Genomic DNA, 20,494 nt, shown 5'->3' with positions numbered 1-20,494 from the left:
AATAGAACAACTAATTCTTTTCAAAATTAAAAAAAATACTAATTGAAATTGTAAGATTAAGAAACAATAACTCAATTATATTTTTATACCTAATATTTTTTTTGTTTTTTCTGTAACCTTGAACCTATCATCTAAACGATTTCCTAAAATTAAAATAATATATCCATTTCCATTAATTAATAACCATGTATGTTCTTTTTTAAAAAGAGAAAATTTTTTTTCCTTATAATATCTACTTAACTTTTTCCTACCTTTCATTTTAAAAGGATGAAAAAAATCTCCTTTTTTCCATGTTCTTAATAATAATGGAAATTGAATTGTGTCAAAATCTATAAGAAACATATCTTTTCTACTTTCTTTTTCTGGATCAACAAAAAATTTTATATCAATAGGTAAGGACATTCTACTAAAAATTTTTCTATCTGGTATTGTATAAGTTTTATTTTTATTTTCTAAAAATGATTTATGAGAAACTAAGATCCAATTATTTCTGCTTTTAATAATACGATAAATTTTTGATATAAGTTGTTTTCCTGATTGTGCATCAATAAGACGTTTCATACTATTTATATCATTAAATCCATATGGAGAAAATAATTTAAATAAATAAAAAGACAAAGGTTGCAATTTTTTTATTTTTTGACATTCTATTTTCCAAAAAAATGGATAATCTTTTTTTTCAATCGTAATTTTTTGACGTATTTCTTCTATTTTATTTTCTATTAAAAAACTTTCATCATGAAGATGATTTATAGTTTTTTTTAATCCATTATGAAATGAAAATGAAAAAGAATAAAATGTAGATAAAACGGAACGAATTTTATTTCTCAAATATTTAACTTCTTGATTACTCTTATCAGATCTCCATTTTATATTTTTTATCTTAGCATAATGTAAAATTTCCTTTTTGGTGAAATCAGAAAGAGGACGAATAAATTTATCATTTTTTTTAGGAATACCTAATAATCCCTTAATACCAGTCCCCCTAAAAATATTCATAAAAAAAGTTTCTATAGAATCATCAAAATGATGTCCTAACACTATATATTCATATGAATTTTTTTTTAATAGTTCTGAAAACCAATCATATCTAAGTTTTCTAGCGGTCATTTGTATAGATAACTTATACTTTTTAGAATAATTTAAAGTATCAAATTTTTTAACATGACATATGATACTTTTTTTAGTACAGAAATTCTTTATGAAAGTTTCATCATCATTAGATTCTTTATCTCTTAAGGAAAAATTACAATGTGCTACTTCTGATTTTATTTCAGGAATATCAAGTAACAAATTAAGAAGAACCATACTATCTAATCCTCCGCTCACAGCTACACATACTTTTTTATTCATTTTAAACGAATTAAACCAAAAATATTTTTTTACTTTATCTATAAAAAAATGACTATATGATATTTTCTCCACAATTATTTAATTAATATATTTAATGATTTCTTGAACTATATCGTATTCGGTTTTTCCGCATACATTTATTTTTTTCAAAGATTTTTCATAAAAATATGCTCTTTTCGATAAATGTTTAATAATAAATATAAATAATTCATTTTTAGATAAATGAGATATTATAGGTCTTGTTTTTTTTTCTAAAAATAATCTTTTAAATAAAGTATAACTATCCGTTTTTAAATAAAATGTATTTGAATATTTATTCAATAAATAAATGTTATTATAAAAACAAGGTGTTCCTCCCCCTACCGATAAAACATATTTTTTTTTTTCTTTCAAAATTGTTTTTAATATAGAACGTTCTTTCTTTCTAAAAAAGAATTCTCCTTCTCTTTTAAAAATATTGTAAATAGAATCGTTTTTACTTTCAACAATAAGAGCATCTAAATCATAAAAATTTAGATTTAACTCTTTAGAAAGTATTTTTCCTATAGTAGTTTTTCCACATCCCATGTATCCAATTAAAGTAATCCTCATAAAAACATAAAAATTATAGTATATTTGTTATTTAAGCAGTTAAATAAAATAATAAGATGTCACTGACCTGGTAGCTCAGCTGGTAGAGCATTACACTTTTAATGTAAGGGTCCTGGGTTCGAATCCCAGTCAGGTCATTTTTTACTAAAAATTTCTAAAACAACAGGACAATGATCAGAAAATTTTACCTCTGGCATAAGGTAAGTGTTTATTAATTGCTTTTTTAATGAATGACTAACCATAGCATAATCAATTCTCCATCCTTTATTATTTTTTCTAGCATTATAACGGTAACTCCACCAACTGTAATGATGTGCTTCTTGAACAAAATTTCTAAAACTATCTATGAATCCTAAATTTAAAAGATGAGTCATCCATTTTCTTTCTTCCGGTAAAAAACCTGAAACTTTTTGATTCCGAATAGGATCATAAATATCTATTTCACGATGACAAATATTATAATCTCCACAAATAATGAGATTGTTCAATTGATTTTTTATTTTTTTTATATACAAAAAAAATTTTTCCATAAAAAAAAATTTAAAATTCAATCTTTTCATCATATCATTTCCTGAAGGAATATAAAGACTAATTATTGATAAGTTCTTTAGATCTATACGTAATACTCTTCCCTCTTCATCTGAAGAATTCAATCCTATCCCATATTCTACATGAATAGGTTTTTCTTTGCATAAAATACCTACACCACTATATCCCTTTCTTTTCGAAGGATACCAATAATGATTATAACCCAAACTATCAAAAATACTCGTATTTATTTGTTCTGGAAATGCTTTTATTTCCTGTAAACATAAAATATCTGGTTTATTTTTTTTAATCCAATTAAATAATCCTTTATTAATTCCAGATCGAATTCCATTGATATTATAACTGATAATTTTCATTATTTTTAAATTTTTATTAATTTTTATAAAAAATAGACTAAATAATTCTAAAGGTTAATTATAAAATATTCAAAATAGTTTTTATATTTGCCGTTATGCATTAAAATTAAAATGCATTTAATTAGATCTACTAAAACTTAAAAAGCTTACAAGAGTAAGCTTTTATTATTTTTTCCTGTATTGAATTATGGATAAACTTAAAATAGCGATTCAAAAATCGGGACGTCTTTATGACGATTCTATTAAATTATTAAAAGATTGTAGCATTGAAGTTAATATTGGAATAGATAAATTAAAAACAACGGCTCTTAATTTTCCCCTAGAGATCCTTTTTCTTAGAGATGATGATATTCCTCAATATTTAGAAGACGGAGTAGCTGATATAGGAATTGTGGGTAAAAATGTTCTTTTAGAAAAAAGGAAAAGGATAAGAATCAAAGAAAGTTTGGGATTTGGAAAATGTAGACTTTCTATAGCAGTTCCTAAATCTTTGATTTACAATAATATTAATGATTTAGACGGAAAACGTATTGCTACGAGTTATCCTTTTTTAGTTAGAGAATTTTTTGAAAAAAGATATATCAATGCAGAAATTCACGAAATATCTGGAGCAGTTGAAATTGCACCTGGAATAGGTTTAGCCGATTGTATTTGTGATTTAGTAAGTAGCGGGTCTACACTTTTTATGAACGGATTAAAAGAAGTAGAAACAGTTCTTCAATCTGAAGCTGTATTAGCTTCACACTTATATTTAGGCTCTTCACAAAACATTATAATGGAAAAATTATTATTTCGAATTAGAGCCGTTAAAAAAGCTAAAAATAATAAATATATTCTATTAAATGTTCCAAATGAAAAACTAGAAAAAATAATATCTTATCTTCCAGGAATTAAAAGTCCAGTTATTCTTCCTTTAGCAAATTCAGAATGTAGTTCTGTACATTCTGTAGTCAATGAAAATGATTTTTGGGGGATAATAGAGAATTTAAAAGCTCTTGGAGCTCAAGATATATTAGTATTACCTATAGAAAAAATTATACTCTAAAATAGAAACATGGATATGATTCAAGTATATATTAATCCCACATACAAAACATGGGAATCCATATCAAATAGAACCTATCAAGATATTTCTTATTTAAAAAATTTAGTGGAATCTATTATTAATAATGTTAAAACTTATGGAGATGTAGCTTTAAAAGCTTACACAAGAAAATATGATTATGCAGATATAAAATGTATTCAAGTAACAGAAGAAGATTTGAATAAAGCCTATATGCAAATTTCAAATCGTTTAAAAAAATCTATTGAAGTTGCATATCAGAATATAAAATATTTTCATACAAAACAAATGCATGATGAACTTCCAATAGAAATTTCAACAGGAATTTGTTGTTGGAGAAAAACTATTCCAATTGAAAAAATTGGTTTTTATATTCCAGGTGGATCTGCACCTTTATTATCCACTGTATTAATGTTAGGAATTCCTGGAAAATTATCGGGATGTAAAAACATTATATTATGTAGTCCTCCAAATAAAAATGGAGAAATTCATCCGTCAATTCTATATACGGCAAAATATGTAGGAATTACACGTATATATAAAGTAGGAGGAGCTCAAGCTATTGCAGCTATGGCTTATGGAACAGAAAGTATTCCTTCTGTATATAAAATATTTGGACCAGGAAATTCTTATGTCACCATGGCTAAACAAATTGTATCTCAAAGAGGAAGAATATCTATAGATATGCCAGCTGGCCCTTCGGAAGTAGCAATTATGGCTGATGATACAGCTAATCCAAAATATGTTGCTGCTGATTTATTATCTCAATCAGAACATGATCCAAATAGCTATATTCTTTTGGTCACACCCAATGATCAATCTTGGATAGAAGAAGTTAAAAAAGAATTAAAAAAACAATTCTTAGATATTTATAATAAGCAAGATATTATTGAAAAATCTTTGAAAAAAAGCAAAATTATTGTTCTTTCTTCTTTAGAAGAATGTTTAACTTTAATAAATAAAGTAGCTCCAGAACATTTGATTATCAATTGTAAAAATGCTTCTTATTGGGGGGATAAAGTCATAAACGCTGGATCTGTATTTTTAGGAAATTACTCTCCGGTTAGTGCTGGAGATTATGCTTCTGGAACTAATCATGTACTTCCTACATATGGTTATGCAAAATCTTATAGTGGAGTATCTATAGATAGTTTTGTAAAAAAAATAACTTTTCAAAAAATATCCAAAAAAGGACTGAAAAATTTATCGGAATGTGTTAACGTTTTATCTTCTGAAGAAGGATTATTGGCACATAAAAAATCTATTAATATTCGGTTAGAAAATGAATTTTAAATATTAATGCATGAATAAGTTTAATTTGAATTCACTAATCAGAGAAAATATTTTAAATCTGGTTCCTTATATATCTGCTAGAACAGAACATCAGAAAGAAAAGAAATCTATTTTTTTAGATGCTAATGAAAATTCATTCGGTGCTCCTTTATCTTTTTTAAATTCTTATAATAGATATCCGGATCCCTTACAGAAAGAATTGAAAAAAAAAATATCAGACTTTAAAAATGTTTCCCCATCTCAAATATTTTTGGGAAATGGAAGTGACGAAATTATTGATTTAGTCTATCGTATTTTTTCTCGTCCAGAAGTAGATCATGTTATTATTTTTCCTCCTACTTATGGTATGTATGAAGTAAGTGGAAAAATTCATGGAGTAGATGTCATAAAAATTTTTCTTACAAAAGAAAATTATCAATTAAATTTAGATAAAATAGAAAAATTCGTGAATCCGAATAGTAAAATTCTTTTTATTTGTTCTCCAAATAATCCTACTGGAAATGATATTAAAAGAGAGGATATTGAAAATATAACAAAAAAATTTACAGGAATTGTTGTTTTAGATGAGGCTTATATAGATTTTTCGAAACAAAAATCTTTATCTATGGAAATTGAAAAATTTCCAAATTTGATCATTATACAAACACTTTCTAAATCTTGGGGATTAGCAGGATTAAGAATAGGAATTGCTATTGCTTCTGAAGCTATTATTCAATGGATGAATAAAGTTAAACATCCATATAATATCAGTATGGTATCCCAAAAAATGGCTATCAAAGCTTTAGAAAACAGAGATTTATTTTTTTTTCATTTAAAAAATATTATTTTAGAAAGAGAATATCTGCAAAAATCCTTAAAAAAAATTCCTATCATACAAAAAGTATATCCTAGCTCCGCTAATTTTTTACTAGCGAAAATAAATTTTTCTTCAAAAAATCTATATCAATATCTAATGAAAAAAAAAATTGTTGTCAGAGATCGTTCTAAAATCATTTTATGTGATAATTGTTTAAGAATTACAGTAGGAACTCATGAAGAAAATGAGTATTTAATAGATCAAATTCAAAAATACTCCATTCAAAAAATAAAAATGTAATGAAAAAAATATTGTTCATTGATAGGGATGGGACTATTATACGAGAAAACCCTCCTACTTATCAAATTGATTCTATTGATAAAATCAATTTTTATCCAAAAGTGATATTTTTCTTATCAAAAATAGTACAAGAACTAAATTATGATTTAGTTATGATAACTAATCAAGATGGTTTAGGAACAGATCAATTTCCTGATAAAGTTTTTTGGCCCATACACAATCATATCTTAAATGTTTTAAAAACTGAGGGTATTAATTTTTCTTCTGTTTATATAGATAAAACTTTTCCAGAAGAAAAGTCTCCTAACAGAAAACCTGGGATAGGCATGCTAAAAAATTATTTGAAATCAGATTCTTACAATATTTCAAAATCTTTTGTAATTGGAGATAGATTAACAGATATTTTATTAGCTAAAAATTTAGGATGCAAATCCATATGGATAAAAGATAGTCATCATTATAAAAATTTCACAGAAGAAGAAAAAAATTACTATTCTAATATAGATGAAAAAGATCTGAGAAAAACAATATCTTTAAAAACTAACAGTTGGGAAAAAATTTATGAATATCTGTCATCAATTACAACTAAAAAATTAGTTTATCAACGAACTACATTAGAAACAAATGTTAAAATTGCTATTTTTCTTTATGGAAAAGGAAGAGCTCATATTCAAACAGGACTTGGATTTTTTGACCATCTTCTACAACAAATAGCATTTCATAGCTCTATAGATTTAAATATTCAAACAAAAGGAGATCTTGATATAGATGATCACCATACTATAGAAGATACTGGGATTACTTTAGGAGAAATTTTTAACCAAGCTTTAGAAAATAAAAGTGGGATAGAACGTTATGGATTTTATTCTCTTCCTATGGATGATAGTTTAGCTACAATTGCATTAGATCTTGGAGGAAGAAGTCAATTATTTTGGAAAGTTAAATTCTGTAGAGAAGAAATAGGTAAAATTTCCACTGAAATGTTTTCCCATTTTTTCAAATCCTTTTCTTTATCTGCTAAATGTAATTTACATATTCATGCTATAGGAAAAAATGATCATCATAAAATAGAATCAATTTTTAAATGTTTTGGAAGAGCTATTAAAATGGCAATACAAAAAAACTTTTCTACTAAAATACCTAGTACTAAAGGTATATTGTAAAAATTTTTAAAATATTATGAAAACGATTATCATAAAATATCCTGCAGGAAATGTACAATCGGTTCTTTTTTCTTTAGAAAGAATAGGAGTACAAGCAACTGTAACAGATTCAAAAGAATCTATTCAAAATGCAGAAAAAATTATTTTGCCTGGCGTTGGAGAAGCTAATTGTGCCATGAAATATTTAAAAGAAAGAAAATTAGATTTACTTTTATCAAAAGTAGAACAACCTGTCTTGGGAATATGTTTAGGGATGCAATTACTTTGCAAGTATTCAGAAGAAAGTAACACCACATGCATAGGCATATTTGATTTGTTAGTTAATAAATTTAAACCTAACAATAAAAATGATAAAATCCCTCAAGTAGGTTGGAATACAATTCACAAATTGAAAGGACCTTTATTTGAAAAAATTCCAGATGGAAGTTATCAATATTTTGTTCACAGTTATTATGTTCCTTTAGGAAAATACACTACAGCAAAAACAGAATATATAGTTACTTATAGTGCTGCATTACAAAAAAAAAATTTTTATGCTGTACAATTTCATCCAGAAAAATCTTCTTATGTAGGGCATAAAATATTAGAAAATTTTATTCGATTATAAATTTATGACAATGGATATTATAGTAGCTATAGATTTAATTGACGGAAAATGTGTTCGATTAATACAAGGTGATTTTAAAAGGAAAAAAATTTATAATAAAGATCCATTAGAAATAGCTTTTTTATTAGAAAATAATGGTATATCTAGACTTCATTTAGTAGATTTAGATGGAGCAAAAAAAGGAAAAGTAGTTCATTGGAAAATTTTAGAAAAAATAGCAAAATCTACACATTTAATTATAGATTTTGGAGGAGGTATTCATTCTGAAGAGGATATACGTACTGTGTTTGAAAACGGAGGACATATGGCTACTGTTGGGAGTATTGCTGTTCAAAAACCATTTGTTTTAAAAAAATGGATTTATACTTATGGAGGAGATAAAATATTATTAGGTGTTGATGTTAAAAACAATAAAATAGCAACTAATGGATGGACAAAATTTATTGATTTTCCATTTTTTGATTTTTTACAAGAAAAAAGTAATCATGGAATAAAAAAAATTTTTTGTACAGATATCTCTAAAGATGGAGTCCTATTAGGACCTTCTTTTCTTTTGTATAAAAAAATTATCAAAAAATTTCCAAATATTGAATTCATAGCAAGTGGAGGGATTAGTAATATGGATGATATAGATCAATTATATAATTTGGGTTGTAGTGGAGTTATTATTGGAAAAGCTATATATGAAAATAAGATCTCATTATCTGATCTTAAAGATTGGAGTGAAAAAAAAAGAAATAAAAGGAATAATAAAAATTAAATATGTTAGCTAAACGTATTATACCTTGTTTAGATATTAAAAATGGAAGAACAGTAAAAGGGGTAAATTTTAAATATTTAAAAGATGCTGGAGATCCAATACAATTAGTTTGTTGGTATACAAAACAAGGAGCAGATGAATTAATATTTTTAGATATTACAGCCACAAATGAAAAACGCAAAACATTAATTAGCTTAGTAAAAGATATTTCCCGTCATATTAATATTCCTTTTACAGTTGGTGGAGGGATTAGAGAAGAAAAAGACGTAGAACTCTTATTAAATGCGGGAGCAGATAAAATATCGATCAATACTGCAGCTTTTAAAAATCCGAATCTTTTAGAAAGTTTTTCTAAAAGGTTCGGAAGTCAATGTATTGTCTTGGCTATTGATACTAAATATGAAGAAAATGAATGGTGGGTATATTTAAATGGAGGAAGAATTTCTACTCATACTAAAACCTTAGATTGGGCTAAGGAAGGAACTAATAGAGGTGCAGGAGAAATATTATTAACTTCCATGAATCATGATGGAACAAAAAATGGATTTGCATTAGATATTACTAAAAAAATATCTGAAAATATTTCTACTCCGGTTATTGCTTCAGGTGGAGCTGGAAAATTAGAAGATTTTTATAAAATATTTGAAAAAGGAAAAGCTGATGCGGCTTTAGCTGCTAGTATATTCCATTATAGAGAAATAGAAATACCCAAATTGAAATATTATTTAAATCATCTTCACATTCCTGTAAGAACTAAATTACAATAAATAGAAAATATAAGATGATAAATTTTAAAAAAGGTTTGATTCCCGCAATTGTTCAAGATTCAAAAACAAATAAAGTATTAATGTTAGGTTATATGAATCAAGAAGCCTATGAAAAGAGTGTTGATGAAAAAAAAGTTACTTTTTACAGTAGATCGAAAAAAAGATTATGGACTAAAGGAGAAATTAGTAAAAATTATCTTTTTATTGAAGATATATTGGTAGATTGTGATGAAGATACATTATTAATTAAAGCAAAACCAGCAGGTCCTATTTGTCATGAAGGAGCGGATACATGTTGGAAAGAAATAAATAATAATAATTTTTTATTTCATTTGGAAAATATAATATCGGATAGAATTAACGAAAAAAAAGAAAATTCTTACATATATCAATTATTAAAAACAGGAATTAATAGAATATCCCAAAAATTAGGAGAAGAAGCCGTAGAACTTATCATTGAATCTAAAGATAATAATAAAAATTTATTTTTAAATGAATCTGCGGATTTACTTTTTCATTATCTTATTCTCTTGAAAAAAAAGGGATTTATAATACAAGACGTCATTGATATTCTGGAAAATAGACATTCAAAATCCTAATTTTTTTCAAGGAATATTTAATATTTTATGAATTTGAAGAGAGATCCTCCATTTTGTATTTTTTTTAATATAAGAAATTATTTTTGGAAGAATACTAAAAATATTAGTCCATTCGGGTTGTAAAAATAACAAGCAATTAGTACTTTCAACATAAGTTGCTTGTTTTTCCGCAAATAAAAAATCATTCTCTTCCGAAATAACAATTTTTAATTCGTTAATTTTTCTGTAATTTTCTTGTAGAGGAAGTTTTATTTTTTTAGGAGAAATTGTAATCCAATCCATATATTTTTCTTTTATAGGATAAGAACCTGAAGTTTCAATATGAATACGATATCCTTTTTTTTTGAGTTTTTTAATTAAAGGATATAAATTCCACATCATAGGTTCTCCTCCAGTAATTATAACTGTTTTAACTTGATAATTGTTAATATTAGCAAGAATTTTATGAATTGAAACAAAATCTTTCTTTTCTATATTCCAACTTTCTTTAGTATCACACCAATCACATTTTATATTACATCCTTCAAAACGAATAAAATATGCAGCAATTCCATAATAATGCCCTTCTCCTTGAATAGAATAAAATGATTCTTTTATAGGATAACTTATTTCTTTCATTTATCTGTTATTTAATGCTGCTATTAAAGTATTTTTTAATAGCATAACACGAGTCATAGGTCCTATTCCACCTGGAACAGGAGTAATATAAGAAGCTTTTCCGTAAACAGTATCGAAATCAACATCCCCTAATATTTTTTTTTCATGATTATGGATTCCAACATCGATAACAATAGCACCTCTTTTAATCATTCCTCCTTTAAGGAATCTTGGGATTCCTACTGCCACTATAATAATATCAGCTTGTTTAGTATAATATTCTATGTTTGGAGTTTGACTATGAGTAAGGGTTACTGTGCTATTTCCTAGATAATTTTTTCTACTCATAAGTATACTAATTGGTCGTCCTACTATTCTACTTCTACCAATTATTACAGTATGTTTTCCATATATTTTAATTTTATATCTCTCCAAAAGAGTTAATATTCCTAATGCAGTAGCAGGAAAAAAAGCTTTCATATCCAAAGCCATTTTACCAAAATTTTCAGGATGAAACCCATCTACATCTTTTTTAGGATTGATAGATAAAATTATTTTATCTTGATTAATATGTTTTTCTAAAGGTAATTGTACAATAAAACCATCTATTAATGGACTTTTATTCATTTTTTTTATTTCTTCCAATAATTCTTCCTCTAAACTATTTAGAGGTAAATGGATTAAGGAAGACTCTATTCCAATTTTTTGGCACTCTTTAATTTTATGATTAACATACGTTATACTAGAACTATGATTTCCTGTTAAAATAATACCAAGATGAGGAATTCGTTTATTTTTATTTAATATTCTCTCTTCTATAATCTTGGATATTTCATTTCTTATTTTTTTAGCTATTAAATTTCCATCTAATAATTGAGTAGTCATTTCCTAATTTCTATTTCTTTTGTTAATTGAAGGAATTCTTTTACAGATAATTCTTCTGCTCTTTTATTTAAAAATGGTATTTTTTGAAAATTTGGAATATGTTTGAATAATTGTAAAGAATTTTTCAACTTTTTTCTTCTTTGATTAAAAGCTGTTTTAACACATTGGAATAACATATTTTTATTACAGTAAATAATTTCATTTTTTCTTTTTAAAGAAATCACTGCAGATTGTACATTGGGTATAGGAAGAAATACTTTTTCTTTTACAGTAAAAAGGTATTTTACATCATAAAATGTTTGAATTAAAACTGATAAAATTCCATAAGTTTTTTTTCCTTTATGAGATGTAATCCGTTTTGCTACTTCTTTTTGAAACATACCAACGCATTCTGGAATATATTGATTATATTTTAATATATGAAATAATATTTGAGAAGAAATATTATAGGGAAAATTACCAATAATCGCAAAATTTTGCAAATTTATTTCTTCAGGATTCCATTTTAGAAAATCTCTATGAATAATTTGATTTTTAGAAATTGAAAAATTTTTTTTTAAAAAAGAAATGAATTCTTCATCAATTTCTATTAAAAAAACATGATTATATGGATTAGTTAATAAATATTGAGTTAAAACGCCTAATCCTGGACCAATTTCTACTACTGTATTATAATTTTCAAAAGAAAGATGGTTTACAATTTTTTTAGCTATGTTTTTATCTTGTAAAAGATATTGATCAAATTTTTTTTTAAAAAAAAACTTATGCGTTCGCATTGTGCAAATATAGAAAATATTATTTGTATCTTGTCTATGTGTACATGATAATATCATAAATAATAATTCGTAACGTATAGCAAAATGATATGCTTCAAATCTCTTTTATACGAAAAAATAAAGAAAAAATTTTATTGGGATTAGAAAAACGTAATTTTCATGAATTTCATTTAATAAATGAAATATTGATTTTAGACGAAAAAAAAAAAATAATTCAAAATGTTCTAAATAAAATATTAGAAAAAGAGAATTTTATTTCAAAAAAAATAGGTAAAATTTTAAGCTTATATAACTACAAGAATGATGATCAAATAAAATCTTTAAAAGAAAGATCTACTTTTCTAAAAAAAGAAAGAAAAAATATTAATCTACGATTAGAAAAAATTTCCAAAATTTTAGAAAATAAGTTAAATCAAATTCCTAATATTCCGGATGAAAAAGTAAAAAAAAATTATGGAATAAATGATATACTTTTTCAAGAAGGAGAAATTCATTCACCCATTATAGATCCATTACCTCATTGGGAATTATCAAAAAAATTTGGTTTATTTGATTCAAATTTAGGGACAAAAATATGTGGTTCTGGTTTTTTAGTTTATATAGGAAAAGGAGCCAAATTACAAAGAAGTTTAATTCAATATTTTCTAGATCAAAACATACAAGCTTCGTATAAAGAATATAGTTTGCCTTATCTTATTAATGAGAAATCTGGATATGCTACGGGACAAATTCCGGATAAAAAAAATCAAATGTATTTCATAGAAAAAGATAATTTTTATTTGATTCCTACTGGAGAAATTCCTATTATGAATTGTTATAGAGATAGAATTTTTACAGATTTAGATCTTCCTATTAAAGCCACTACTTATACTTCTTGTTTTAGAAGAGAAGCAGGTTCTTATGGGGCAAAAGTTAGAGGATTAAATAGATTACATCAATTTGAAAAAGTAGAAATTATTCAAATAACTACATCAGATACTTCTTCTTATTATTTGGAAGAAATGATTTTGCATGTAAAACATATTTTAAAATCTTTAAATTTACCTTTTCGTCTTATACGTTTAAGTGGAACAGATCTTGGGTACTCCTCTGCTATAACTTATGATTTTGAAGTTTATTCTATAGCACAAAAAAAATGGCTAGAAGTTAGTTCTATATCAAATTGTACTAATTTTCAATCTAATAGATTACATATCAGATATAAAACTATTACAGGTAACATAGAATTGTGTCATACACTTAATGGAAGCGCTTTAGCTTTGCCACGAATTATGGCTGCTTTATTAGAAAATAATCAAACTGAAAATCAAATTAATATTCCTAAAGTTTTAGTTCCTTATACAGAATTTGATCATATAAAGTAAAAATTTTTATGTTATGAAAGTGATAGAGCATATAGCTAAAGCAAAAAAAAGTTTATTTTCTTTTGAAATATTACCTCCTTTAAGAGGACGTGATATAAAAGATATTTTTTCTACTTTAGATCCATTAATGGAATTTTGTCCTCCTTTTATTGATGTTACTTATCATCGTGAAGAATTCATTTATGTAGAAAAAGATAATGGGCTTTTACAGAGAAGAAAAATTTCTAGACGTCCAGGAACTGTGGGGATTTGTGCAGCTATTATGAATAAATATGGAGTAGATGCAGTTCCTCATTTAATTTGTGGAGGATTTAATAAACAAATGACAGAGAATGCTTTAATAGATTTGAATTTTTTAGGAATAGATAACGTTTTAGTTCTTAGAGGAGATCCTCTCAAATCCCAAACAAGTTTTATTGCGCAAAAAGATGGACACAAATATGCACTAGAACTAGTCAAACAAGTTAAAGATTTAAATATAGGAAAATATCTAGATAAAACTTTTGTTGAACAAAAAGAATCTCCATTATTTGATTTTTGTATTGGAATAGCAGGATATCCAGAGAAACATTTAGAAGCTCCAAATATAGAAAGTGATTTATTTTTTCTGAAAAAAAAAGTAGATGCAGGAGCTGATTACATAGTAACTCAAATGTTTTTTGATAATAAAAAATTTTTTACTTTTGTAAAAAAATGTAGAACGGAAGGAATTTATGTTCCTATCATACCTGGAATTAAACCCATTTCTTCTAAAAAACAATTAAATAGTCTTCCATCTCGTTTTTATTTAAATATTCCCAATGAATTAGCAAAAGAAGTAGAAAAGGCAAAAGATAAAAAAGATGTATCTCATATTGGAATTGAATGGGCTATTCATCAATCTAAAGAATTGAAAGATTCTGGAGTGGAAGTTATTCATTATTATACCATGGATAGACCAGAAAATATTTATAAAATTGTTCAAGCTATTTATTGATTTAAATAAAGTGTTTTCTTTATAGCATGGATTATTTTTTCTTCATTAGGAAACCAAATCTTTATTAGATTCGAAGCATAAGGAGCTGGAGTATCTAACAAAGTGATTCTATTAATAGGTGCATCAAGATAATCAAATGCTTTTTTTTGTATGAAATATGAAATTTCAGAAGCTATAGACGAAAAAGGCCATGATTCTTCTAAAATTACTAAACGATTAGTTTTTTTTACGGAAAACAGAATGGATTCATAATCTAATGGACGTATGGTACGAATATCTATTACTTCTACACTAATATTTTCTTCATCTAATTTAGATGCTACATCTAAAGCTGTTTTCATGATTTTTCCGAAAGAAACTAAACTAATGTCAGTTCCTTCTTTTTTTATATCTGCTTTTCCAATAGGGATAATATATTCTTCATCTGGAATCATCATCTTATCTCCATACATTTGTTCGGATTCCATAAAAATTACTGGATTATTATCTCTTATAGCAGATTTTAAAAGACCTTTTGCATCGTAAGGATTGCATGGAATAACTACTTTTAATCCAGGACAACTAGCATACCAACTTTCAAAAGATTGAGAATGGGTGGCTCCTAGTTGTCCGGCTGAACCAGTAGGTCCTCTAAAAACTATAGGAAGATCCCATTGTCCTCCACTCATATAACGTATTTTTGCTGCATTATTTATAATTTGATCCATAGCAACTAAAGAAAAATTGAAAGTCATAAATTCAATAATGGGTCTACATCCATTCATAGCAGAACCTACTCCAATACCAGAAAATCCTAATTCTGATATAGGTGTATCAACAATTCTTTTGGGGCCAAATTCCTCTAGCATTCCCTTAGAAGCTTTGTAAGCTCCATTATATTGAGCCACTTCTTCTCCCATGAGATAAACTGTATTATCTCTTCTCATTTCTTCACTCATAGCTTCTGCTATCACTTCACGAAAACTTTTTTCTTTCATAATCATAATTCAGTTTTTCATATTTTCATAATTCATAAAAAAAAACAACGGAAAAGAAAGTATATACTTTCTTTTCCGTTATTCCGTTATATATTTAATTTTGATTTTCTTTTTGTTTTTTTAAGAAATACTCTTGTTTTTTTTGTAAATTTTTTTGTTCATTTTTAGCTGCTGCTATTGATTTTATTAAATGATATAAAATAACGTTTTTTTCTTTAAGTAGTTTTAATTTTTCTTTTCCATATTTTTTGTGATCTTCAAATTCTTTCTTAGCTTGTAATTCTTCTTCTGACCCTACAGTCTTAGATCTCATTATCTTCTTTTTTTTTATAATTTCATCCAAGATTCTTTTTTGAACTTTTACCATTTGAGAGTATTCTTCATAATGTTTTGCATTTTCTTTTTCTAATTCTTCTATTTTATCTCCTACTTCTTTAATTTTTATAGATAAATCTTCGGGATCTATATCTTCTAGTTTAAAATTATCAGGATTTTCAGGATCTTTTTCTGTTGTAGTAGATGAAGTTGAATTTGAAGCTATAGTGGGTGGAGGATCTGTAGTAGAAGGAGTTTCCATAGTTGTAGGGGTATTCTTATTCACGCCAGGTTCTTCTTCCCCTGCAGAAGTTATATTATCATCATTGCAAGAAACAATAAATCCTAACGCTACAAAAATTGTTGGTATCAAAAATCTAAAAGAAGTGTTCATAATAAAAATTTTTTAATATTATTATTAAATATATAAAAAAAATTCTTACATAATAATAAGAATTTTATTATATTGATTAATGGAATAACAAATGAGAAATACATCCTACCAAATTTAGGATATTTGGTTGCAGAAGTTAGATAATTATAATTTATATATTCCTATGGATCAATTTATTAGATTAGCTATACGGGGAATATCCTTAAGTCAAATACAATCTGGTATATATGTTTTATTGCTTGAAGAAGAATCTGGAAGAATAAAACTTCCGATTATTATAGAGAGTTTTCAAGCTCAGTCTATAGCTTCTGCTTTAGGAAAAAGGGATCCATCCAGATCTTTTACACATGATTTATTTCTTTCTTTTGCAAAAGAATTTCATATTAGATTAAAAGCAGTAGTTATATATAAACTGGTAAATGGAATATTTTTTTCTTATATTTTATTGGAAGGAGATAGTATAAAAGAAGAAGGAAATAAAATAGAAAAAAAAGAACATAAAATAGATTCGAAAACATCAGATGCTGTTGCTTTAGCAGTGCGATTTCAAGCTCCTATTTATACAACAAAAGAAATTTTTGATAAAGCTGGTATTTATTTTGAGAATGGATTTCCTATTGATAGAGAACATGATGTATCAGAAACAGGAATAGAAAATAGCGGTATTCTTTTTTTTAAAGAAAAAAGTCAAAAAGATTTGGAAAATATGACGGAAAGAGATTTGAATGCTTTATTAAATCATGCAGTTGTCAATGAATGTTATGAACTTGCGGCACGAATAAAAAAAGAATTGGACAGAAGATAATGATTACTTTTTTCTTTCAAATTTAATAAAACTGTAGTTAAATAAATGATTTTTATCTTTTTCATAAAAAAATTCATATATCTTTTTCCATTTTTTTGTATCTACTTTTGGAAATTTAGCATCTCCATGAAATTTTTTATGAACTAATGTTAATTCAATAGTATGTGCTTTTTCAATTGTTGAGGCATATGTTTTTTCTCCTCCTATAACAAATATTTTTTTGTATGTCAAATCTTCTATCTGTTGTAGAGAAGAAATAATACTAATATTTTTTTTATTTCTTAAGTATAAGAAGTTTATTTTATTTCTTGTCAGTATAATATTTTTTCTTTCCGGAAGTATTTTTCCAATAGATTCAAAAGTTTTTCTTCCCATTACTACTATTTCGTTCGTAGTTAAATTTTTGAAACGTTTTAAATCATTGGGTAAATGCCACATTAATTTATTATTTTTCCCTATAAATCCATTTTTTGAAACTGCAGCAATTAGAACAATTTTCATGATTATTTCAATTTTTTTTATATTTTTAAATTTATGGATATTCCAATTAAATACGATCCCAAATCCGTGGAAAAAAAAAGATATCATTATTGGATGAAAGAAAATTATTTTTCATCTTATCCTGATGATAGAATTCCTTATGTTATCGTGATGCCTCCTCCAAATGTGACTGGAGTTCTTCATATAGGACATATGCTGAATAATACAATCCAGGATATTTTAATTAGATATGCCAGAATGAAGGGATATAATGCTTGTTGGATTCCGGGGACGGATCATGCATCCATTGCTACAGAGGCTAAAGTTGTTCATCAACTAAAAAAAAGAGGATTATCTAAGATATTTATGGGAAGAGAAAAATTTTTATGTCATGTTATAGAATGGTCTAACAAACATAAAAACATTATTTTTGATCAACTTAAAAAATTGGGATGTTCATGTGATTGGAATCGTACTCAATTTACAATGAGTCCAAAATTATCTCAATCTGTAACGAAAGTTTTTGTAGACTTATATGAAAAGGGATACATATATAGAGGTTATAATGTCGTCAATTGGGATCCAGAAGCTAAAACTACACTTTCTAATGAAGAAGTTATTTATAAAGAACATATTGGAAAACTTTATTATTTAAAATATAAAATAAAAGGAGAAGAAAATTATGTTACTATAGCTACTACTCGTCCTGAAACCATATTTGGTGATACAGCTATTTGTTTTCACCCAGATGATAAACGTTATTCTCATTTGAAAGGTAAATATGCTAAAGTTCCAATAATAAATAAATATATTCCAATTATACAAGACTCATATGTAGATCAAAATTTCGGAACTGGATGCTTGAAGATTACTCCGGCTCATGACATACATGATAAAAATATAGCAGATAAACATAAATTAGAAATAATAGATATTTTCAATGAAAATGCAACTTTAAATGAAAAAGCTCTTCATTATCAAGGGATGGATCGTTTTAAAGTAAGGAAAAAAATTATAGAAGAGTTAAAAAAATTGGAAGTTATAAAAAATGTAGAAAAATTTAATCATAAAATAGGTTTTTCGGAACGAACTTTATCAGTAGTAGAACAAAGATTATCTCTTCAGTGGTTTTTGAAAATGAGAAAAATGTCTATTCCTGCTATAGAAGCAGTAAAAAATGGAGATATTAAGTTTTATCCAAAAAAATTTCATAAGATATATTTTCAATGGATGAGTCAAATTCGTGATTGGAATATATCAAGACAATTATGGTGGGGGCATCGTATTCCTGTCTATTATTATGGAAAAAAACTTAATGATTTTGTAGTTGCAGAAAATTTAGAAAAAGCGTTGATAAAAGCAAGATGTAAAAGTAAAAATCCATATTTAAGTTATAATGAAATATGGCAAGATCCGGATGTTTTAGATACTTGGTTTTCTTCTTGGTTATTACCTTTATCTGTTTTTGATGGAATTTATAATCCTTATAATCATGAAATTACTTATTATTATCCTACTGAAGAGATAGTAACAGGTTCAGACATATTGTTTTTTTGGGTTGCACGTATGATTATGTCTGGTTTTTTATTAAAACATGAAAAACCTTTTAAAAGAGTTTATTTTACTGGAATTGTTAGGGATTATAAAAATAAAAAAATATCAAAATCATTAAATAACTCTCCAAATCCTATGGATTTAATTAATCAATATGGAGCCGATGCTGTTCGTATGGGACTTATGCTCAAAACCAGTGCAGGAAAAGATTTTCATTTTGAAGAAAAAATATGTTCACAAGGGAGAAGTTTCTCTAATAAAATATGGAATGCCTTTCGTTTAATTCAAAGTTGGAAAATAACAAATAATCAGTATGTACCTGATTATTCTTTACTTGCTATTAAATGGTTAAAAAATCGTTTTTATTATATTTTGGATGTTTTTGAAAATTCTTTCAAAGAATATAAATTGGATGAATCATTAATGATTTTATATAAATTTATTTGGTATGATTTTTGTTCCTATTTTCTAGAGATTATTAAACCTATTTATGGAGATAAAGATAAATCTGTACCAGAAATCGTCTATTTAAATGCTTTAAAATTTTTTGAAAAAATATTGAAATTATTACATCCATATATGCCTTTTATTTCAGAAGAAATTTGGAATCTTATTAGAAAAAGAGAACCAAAAGAAGCTTTAATTATTTCTTCTTGGCCTAAAAAGAAGCCTTATGATTATGATATTTTAGTTTATTTTGAAAAAGCTACCGAAATAATATCTAAAATACGTAATATTAGAAATAGGAATCATATTCCTCATAAAAAAAGTCTTGTTTTATTTTCTATGAGAAAAAAGGATAAAGAAGAAAAAGAATATGATCCCATTATATTAAAATTAGCTAATTTAGATAAAATAATTCCTGTATTGAAAGAACCCGAAAACATTCCATTTTTTTCCTTTTTTTTGGATACAGATCAATTTTTTTTATCCTTAGATCAGTTAGACCATAATAAATATTATTCTAACCATATGGATATTATTAAAATTGAGAATAAGATTAAATATTTTTGTAATTTATTATCTATTATTAGAAAAAATTTGTATAATGATAAATATGTTACTTCTGTTTCAAATAATTTACTTTTGAAAGAAAGAAAAAAAGAAAATGATACATTAAATAAAATCACTAAGCTAAAAAAATATTTGGAGTATTTAAAAAAAAATAGATAAA

The 20,494-nt window shown here is 25.8% G+C and carries 21 protein-coding genes and 1 tRNA gene; 13 read left to right on the top strand and 9 right to left on the bottom strand.

Going from position 1 to position 20,494, the window contains the following annotated elements; translation table 11 throughout:
• Positions 1 to 75: 75 nt before the first annotated feature.
• The gene (tilS, locus tag H0H50_RS01050; RefSeq protein ID WP_238784206.1) at positions 76 to 1,353 is read right to left on the bottom strand and encodes a tRNA lysidine(34) synthetase TilS; all 1,278 of its coding nucleotides are present in this window, start codon (positions 1,351 to 1,353) and stop codon (positions 76 to 78) included.
• Positions 1,354 to 1,431: 78 nt separating this feature from the next.
• On the bottom strand, positions 1,432 to 1,944 hold the full coding sequence (locus H0H50_RS01045; protein WP_185867326.1) for a shikimate kinase: 513 nt from the start codon (positions 1,942 to 1,944) through the stop codon (positions 1,432 to 1,434).
• 64 nt (positions 1,945 to 2,008) lie between these two features.
• Here H0H50_RS01045 and H0H50_RS01040 point away from each other — a divergent pair.
• Positions 2,009 to 2,081 (top strand) — tRNA-Lys (locus tag H0H50_RS01040).
• Here H0H50_RS01040 and H0H50_RS01035 read toward each other — a convergent pair.
• Positions 2,079 to 2,849 carry an exodeoxyribonuclease III gene (locus tag H0H50_RS01035; RefSeq protein ID WP_185867325.1) on the bottom strand — a complete coding sequence of 257 codons (771 nt, stop codon included), beginning with the start codon at positions 2,847 to 2,849 and terminating at the stop codon, positions 2,079 to 2,081. The genes H0H50_RS01040 and H0H50_RS01035 overlap by 3 nt on opposite strands.
• A gap of 187 nt (positions 2,850 to 3,036) precedes the next feature.
• On the opposite strand from H0H50_RS01035, the gene hisG reads away from it, so the two are divergent.
• The 8 genes from hisG to hisIE are packed head-to-tail and all read left to right on the top strand — an operon-like array spanning position 3,037 to position 10,197.
• Positions 3,037 to 3,894, top strand: coding sequence for an ATP phosphoribosyltransferase (gene hisG, locus H0H50_RS01030; protein ID WP_185867324.1), 858 nt, complete (start codon positions 3,037 to 3,039; stop codon positions 3,892 to 3,894).
• Between the two features lie 15 nt (positions 3,895 to 3,909).
• Positions 3,910 to 5,205 carry a histidinol dehydrogenase gene (hisD, locus tag H0H50_RS01025; protein ID WP_394798967.1) on the top strand — a complete coding sequence of 432 codons (1,296 nt, stop codon included), beginning with the start codon at positions 3,910 to 3,912 and terminating at the stop codon, positions 5,203 to 5,205.
• A gap of 10 nt (positions 5,206 to 5,215) precedes the next feature.
• The gene (gene hisC, locus H0H50_RS01020; protein WP_185867322.1) at positions 5,216 to 6,301 is read left to right on the top strand and encodes a histidinol-phosphate transaminase; all 1,086 of its coding nucleotides are present in this window, start codon (positions 5,216 to 5,218) and stop codon (positions 6,299 to 6,301) included.
• Positions 6,301 to 7,464: a bifunctional histidinol-phosphatase/imidazoleglycerol-phosphate dehydratase HisB gene (hisB, locus tag H0H50_RS01015; RefSeq protein ID WP_185867321.1), complete on the top strand. Its 1,164-nt coding sequence runs from the start codon at positions 6,301 to 6,303 to the stop codon at positions 7,462 to 7,464. The genes hisC and hisB overlap by 1 nt, the downstream gene beginning before the upstream one ends.
• 16 nt (positions 7,465 to 7,480) lie before the next feature.
• Positions 7,481 to 8,071, top strand: a complete 591-nt coding sequence (gene hisH, locus H0H50_RS01010; RefSeq protein ID WP_185867320.1) for an imidazole glycerol phosphate synthase subunit HisH — start codon at positions 7,481 to 7,483, stop codon at positions 8,069 to 8,071.
• A gap of 10 nt (positions 8,072 to 8,081) precedes the next feature.
• Entirely contained in the window at positions 8,082 to 8,831 is a 750-nt protein-coding gene (gene hisA / locus H0H50_RS01005) for a 1-(5-phosphoribosyl)-5-[(5-phosphoribosylamino)methylideneamino]imidazole-4-carboxamide isomerase (RefSeq protein WP_185867418.1), read from the top strand.
• 2 nt (positions 8,832 to 8,833) lie between these two features.
• Positions 8,834 to 9,598 (top strand): imidazole glycerol phosphate synthase subunit HisF, encoded by a 765-nt coding sequence (hisF, locus tag H0H50_RS01000; RefSeq protein WP_185867319.1) that lies wholly within the window; start codon positions 8,834 to 8,836, stop codon positions 9,596 to 9,598.
• Between the two features lie 14 nt (positions 9,599 to 9,612).
• Positions 9,613 to 10,197: a bifunctional phosphoribosyl-AMP cyclohydrolase/phosphoribosyl-ATP diphosphatase HisIE gene (hisIE, locus tag H0H50_RS00995; RefSeq protein WP_185867318.1), complete on the top strand. Its 585-nt coding sequence runs from the start codon at positions 9,613 to 9,615 to the stop codon at positions 10,195 to 10,197.
• Positions 10,198 to 10,203: 6 nt separating this feature from the next.
• Here the strand turns inward: hisIE and H0H50_RS00990 are convergent, their stop codons facing one another.
• The 3 genes from H0H50_RS00990 to rsmA are packed head-to-tail and all read right to left on the bottom strand — an operon-like array spanning position 10,204 to position 12,455.
• A complete protein-coding gene (locus H0H50_RS00990; RefSeq protein ID WP_185867317.1) occupies positions 10,204 to 10,815 on the bottom strand; it encodes a 7-carboxy-7-deazaguanine synthase QueE in 612 nt (203 codons plus the stop codon).
• Positions 10,816 to 11,679: a bifunctional 5,10-methylenetetrahydrofolate dehydrogenase/5,10-methenyltetrahydrofolate cyclohydrolase gene (locus H0H50_RS00985; RefSeq protein ID WP_185867316.1), complete on the bottom strand. Its 864-nt coding sequence runs from the start codon at positions 11,677 to 11,679 to the stop codon at positions 10,816 to 10,818.
• Entirely contained in the window at positions 11,676 to 12,455 is a 780-nt protein-coding gene (gene rsmA / locus H0H50_RS00980) for a 16S rRNA (adenine(1518)-N(6)/adenine(1519)-N(6))-dimethyltransferase RsmA (RefSeq protein ID WP_185867315.1), read from the bottom strand. Before rsmA ends, H0H50_RS00985 begins: the two co-directional genes overlap by 4 nt.
• Before the next feature lie 89 nt (positions 12,456 to 12,544).
• Between rsmA and serS the strand changes: the two genes are divergently transcribed.
• Both serS and metF read left to right on the top strand, forming a co-directional pair.
• Positions 12,545 to 13,819 (top strand): serine--tRNA ligase, encoded by a 1,275-nt coding sequence (serS, locus tag H0H50_RS00975; protein WP_185867314.1) that lies wholly within the window; start codon positions 12,545 to 12,547, stop codon positions 13,817 to 13,819.
• A gap of 13 nt (positions 13,820 to 13,832) precedes the next feature.
• On the top strand, positions 13,833 to 14,795 hold the full coding sequence (metF, locus tag H0H50_RS00970; protein WP_185867313.1) for a methylenetetrahydrofolate reductase [NAD(P)H]: 963 nt from the start codon (positions 13,833 to 13,835) through the stop codon (positions 14,793 to 14,795).
• Here the strand turns inward: metF and H0H50_RS00965 are convergent.
• A complete protein-coding gene (locus H0H50_RS00965) occupies positions 14,789 to 15,772 on the bottom strand; it encodes a pyruvate dehydrogenase complex E1 component subunit beta (protein WP_185867312.1) in 984 nt (327 codons plus the stop codon). The genes metF and H0H50_RS00965 overlap by 7 nt on opposite strands.
• Before the next feature lie 94 nt (positions 15,773 to 15,866).
• Positions 15,867 to 16,481 carry a hypothetical protein gene (locus H0H50_RS00960; protein WP_185867311.1) on the bottom strand — a complete coding sequence of 205 codons (615 nt, stop codon included), beginning with the start codon at positions 16,479 to 16,481 and terminating at the stop codon, positions 15,867 to 15,869.
• Between the two features lie 163 nt (positions 16,482 to 16,644).
• Between H0H50_RS00960 and H0H50_RS00955 the strand changes: the two genes are divergently transcribed.
• Entirely contained in the window at positions 16,645 to 17,286 is a 642-nt protein-coding gene (locus H0H50_RS00955) for a bifunctional nuclease family protein (protein ID WP_185867310.1), read from the top strand.
• A gap of 3 nt (positions 17,287 to 17,289) precedes the next feature.
• Here the strand turns inward: H0H50_RS00955 and H0H50_RS00950 are convergent, their stop codons facing one another.
• Entirely contained in the window at positions 17,290 to 17,787 is a 498-nt protein-coding gene (locus H0H50_RS00950) for a dihydrofolate reductase (RefSeq protein ID WP_185867309.1), read from the bottom strand.
• A gap of 33 nt (positions 17,788 to 17,820) precedes the next feature.
• Between H0H50_RS00950 and H0H50_RS00945 the strand changes: the two genes are divergently transcribed.
• Complete coding sequence (locus H0H50_RS00945) at positions 17,821 to 20,493, top strand: valine--tRNA ligase (protein WP_185867308.1); 2,673 nt, start codon at positions 17,821 to 17,823, stop codon at positions 20,491 to 20,493.
• Position 20,494 lies beyond the last annotated feature (1 nt).

The organism is Blattabacterium cuenoti, from assembly GCF_014252015.1.
GTDB classification, from domain to species: Bacteria; Bacteroidota; Bacteroidia; order Flavobacteriales; family Blattabacteriaceae; genus Blattabacterium; species Blattabacterium cuenoti_U.
The sequence above is the reverse complement of the archived record's forward strand: the minus strand, read 5'-3'. Positions and strand labels throughout refer to the sequence as shown.

Coding starts and splice junctions, on each gene's coding strand:
- hisD (WP_394798967.1), top strand. CDS start 3,910: ATGATTCAAGTATATATTAATCCCACATACAAAACATGGGAATCCATA.
- tilS (WP_238784206.1), bottom strand. CDS start 1,353: ATGAATAAAAAAGTATGTGTAGCTGTGAGCGGAGGATTAGATAGTATG.
- hisIE (WP_185867318.1), top strand. CDS start 9,613: ATGATAAATTTTAAAAAAGGTTTGATTCCCGCAATTGTTCAAGATTCA.
- hisF (WP_185867319.1), top strand. CDS start 8,834: ATGTTAGCTAAACGTATTATACCTTGTTTAGATATTAAAAATGGAAGA.
- hisA (WP_185867418.1), top strand. CDS start 8,082: ATGGATATTATAGTAGCTATAGATTTAATTGACGGAAAATGTGTTCGA.
- hisB (WP_185867321.1), top strand. CDS start 6,301: ATGAAAAAAATATTGTTCATTGATAGGGATGGGACTATTATACGAGAA.
- hisG (WP_185867324.1), top strand. CDS start 3,037: ATGGATAAACTTAAAATAGCGATTCAAAAATCGGGACGTCTTTATGAC.
- H0H50_RS00965 (WP_185867312.1), bottom strand. CDS start 15,772: ATGAAAGAAAAAAGTTTTCGTGAAGTGATAGCAGAAGCTATGAGTGAA.
- hisC (WP_185867322.1), top strand. CDS start 5,216: ATGAATAAGTTTAATTTGAATTCACTAATCAGAGAAAATATTTTAAAT.
- H0H50_RS00945 (WP_185867308.1), top strand. CDS start 17,821: ATGGATATTCCAATTAAATACGATCCCAAATCCGTGGAAAAAAAAAGA.
- H0H50_RS01045 (WP_185867326.1), bottom strand. CDS start 1,944: ATGAGGATTACTTTAATTGGATACATGGGATGTGGAAAAACTACTATA.
- serS (WP_185867314.1), top strand. CDS start 12,545: ATGCTTCAAATCTCTTTTATACGAAAAAATAAAGAAAAAATTTTATTG.
- metF (WP_185867313.1), top strand. CDS start 13,833: ATGAAAGTGATAGAGCATATAGCTAAAGCAAAAAAAAGTTTATTTTCT.
- H0H50_RS00990 (WP_185867317.1), bottom strand. CDS start 10,815: ATGAAAGAAATAAGTTATCCTATAAAAGAATCATTTTATTCTATTCAA.
- H0H50_RS00960 (WP_185867311.1), bottom strand. CDS start 16,481: ATGAACACTTCTTTTAGATTTTTGATACCAACAATTTTTGTAGCGTTA.
- rsmA (WP_185867315.1), bottom strand. CDS start 12,455: ATGCGAACGCATAAGTTTTTTTTTAAAAAAAAATTTGATCAATATCTT.
- H0H50_RS00985 (WP_185867316.1), bottom strand. CDS start 11,679: ATGACTACTCAATTATTAGATGGAAATTTAATAGCTAAAAAAATAAGA.
- H0H50_RS00950 (WP_185867309.1), bottom strand. CDS start 17,787: ATGAAAATTGTTCTAATTGCTGCAGTTTCAAAAAATGGATTTATAGGG.
- H0H50_RS01035 (WP_185867325.1), bottom strand. CDS start 2,849: ATGAAAATTATCAGTTATAATATCAATGGAATTCGATCTGGAATTAAT.
- H0H50_RS00955 (WP_185867310.1), top strand. CDS start 16,645: ATGGATCAATTTATTAGATTAGCTATACGGGGAATATCCTTAAGTCAA.
- hisH (WP_185867320.1), top strand. CDS start 7,481: ATGAAAACGATTATCATAAAATATCCTGCAGGAAATGTACAATCGGTT.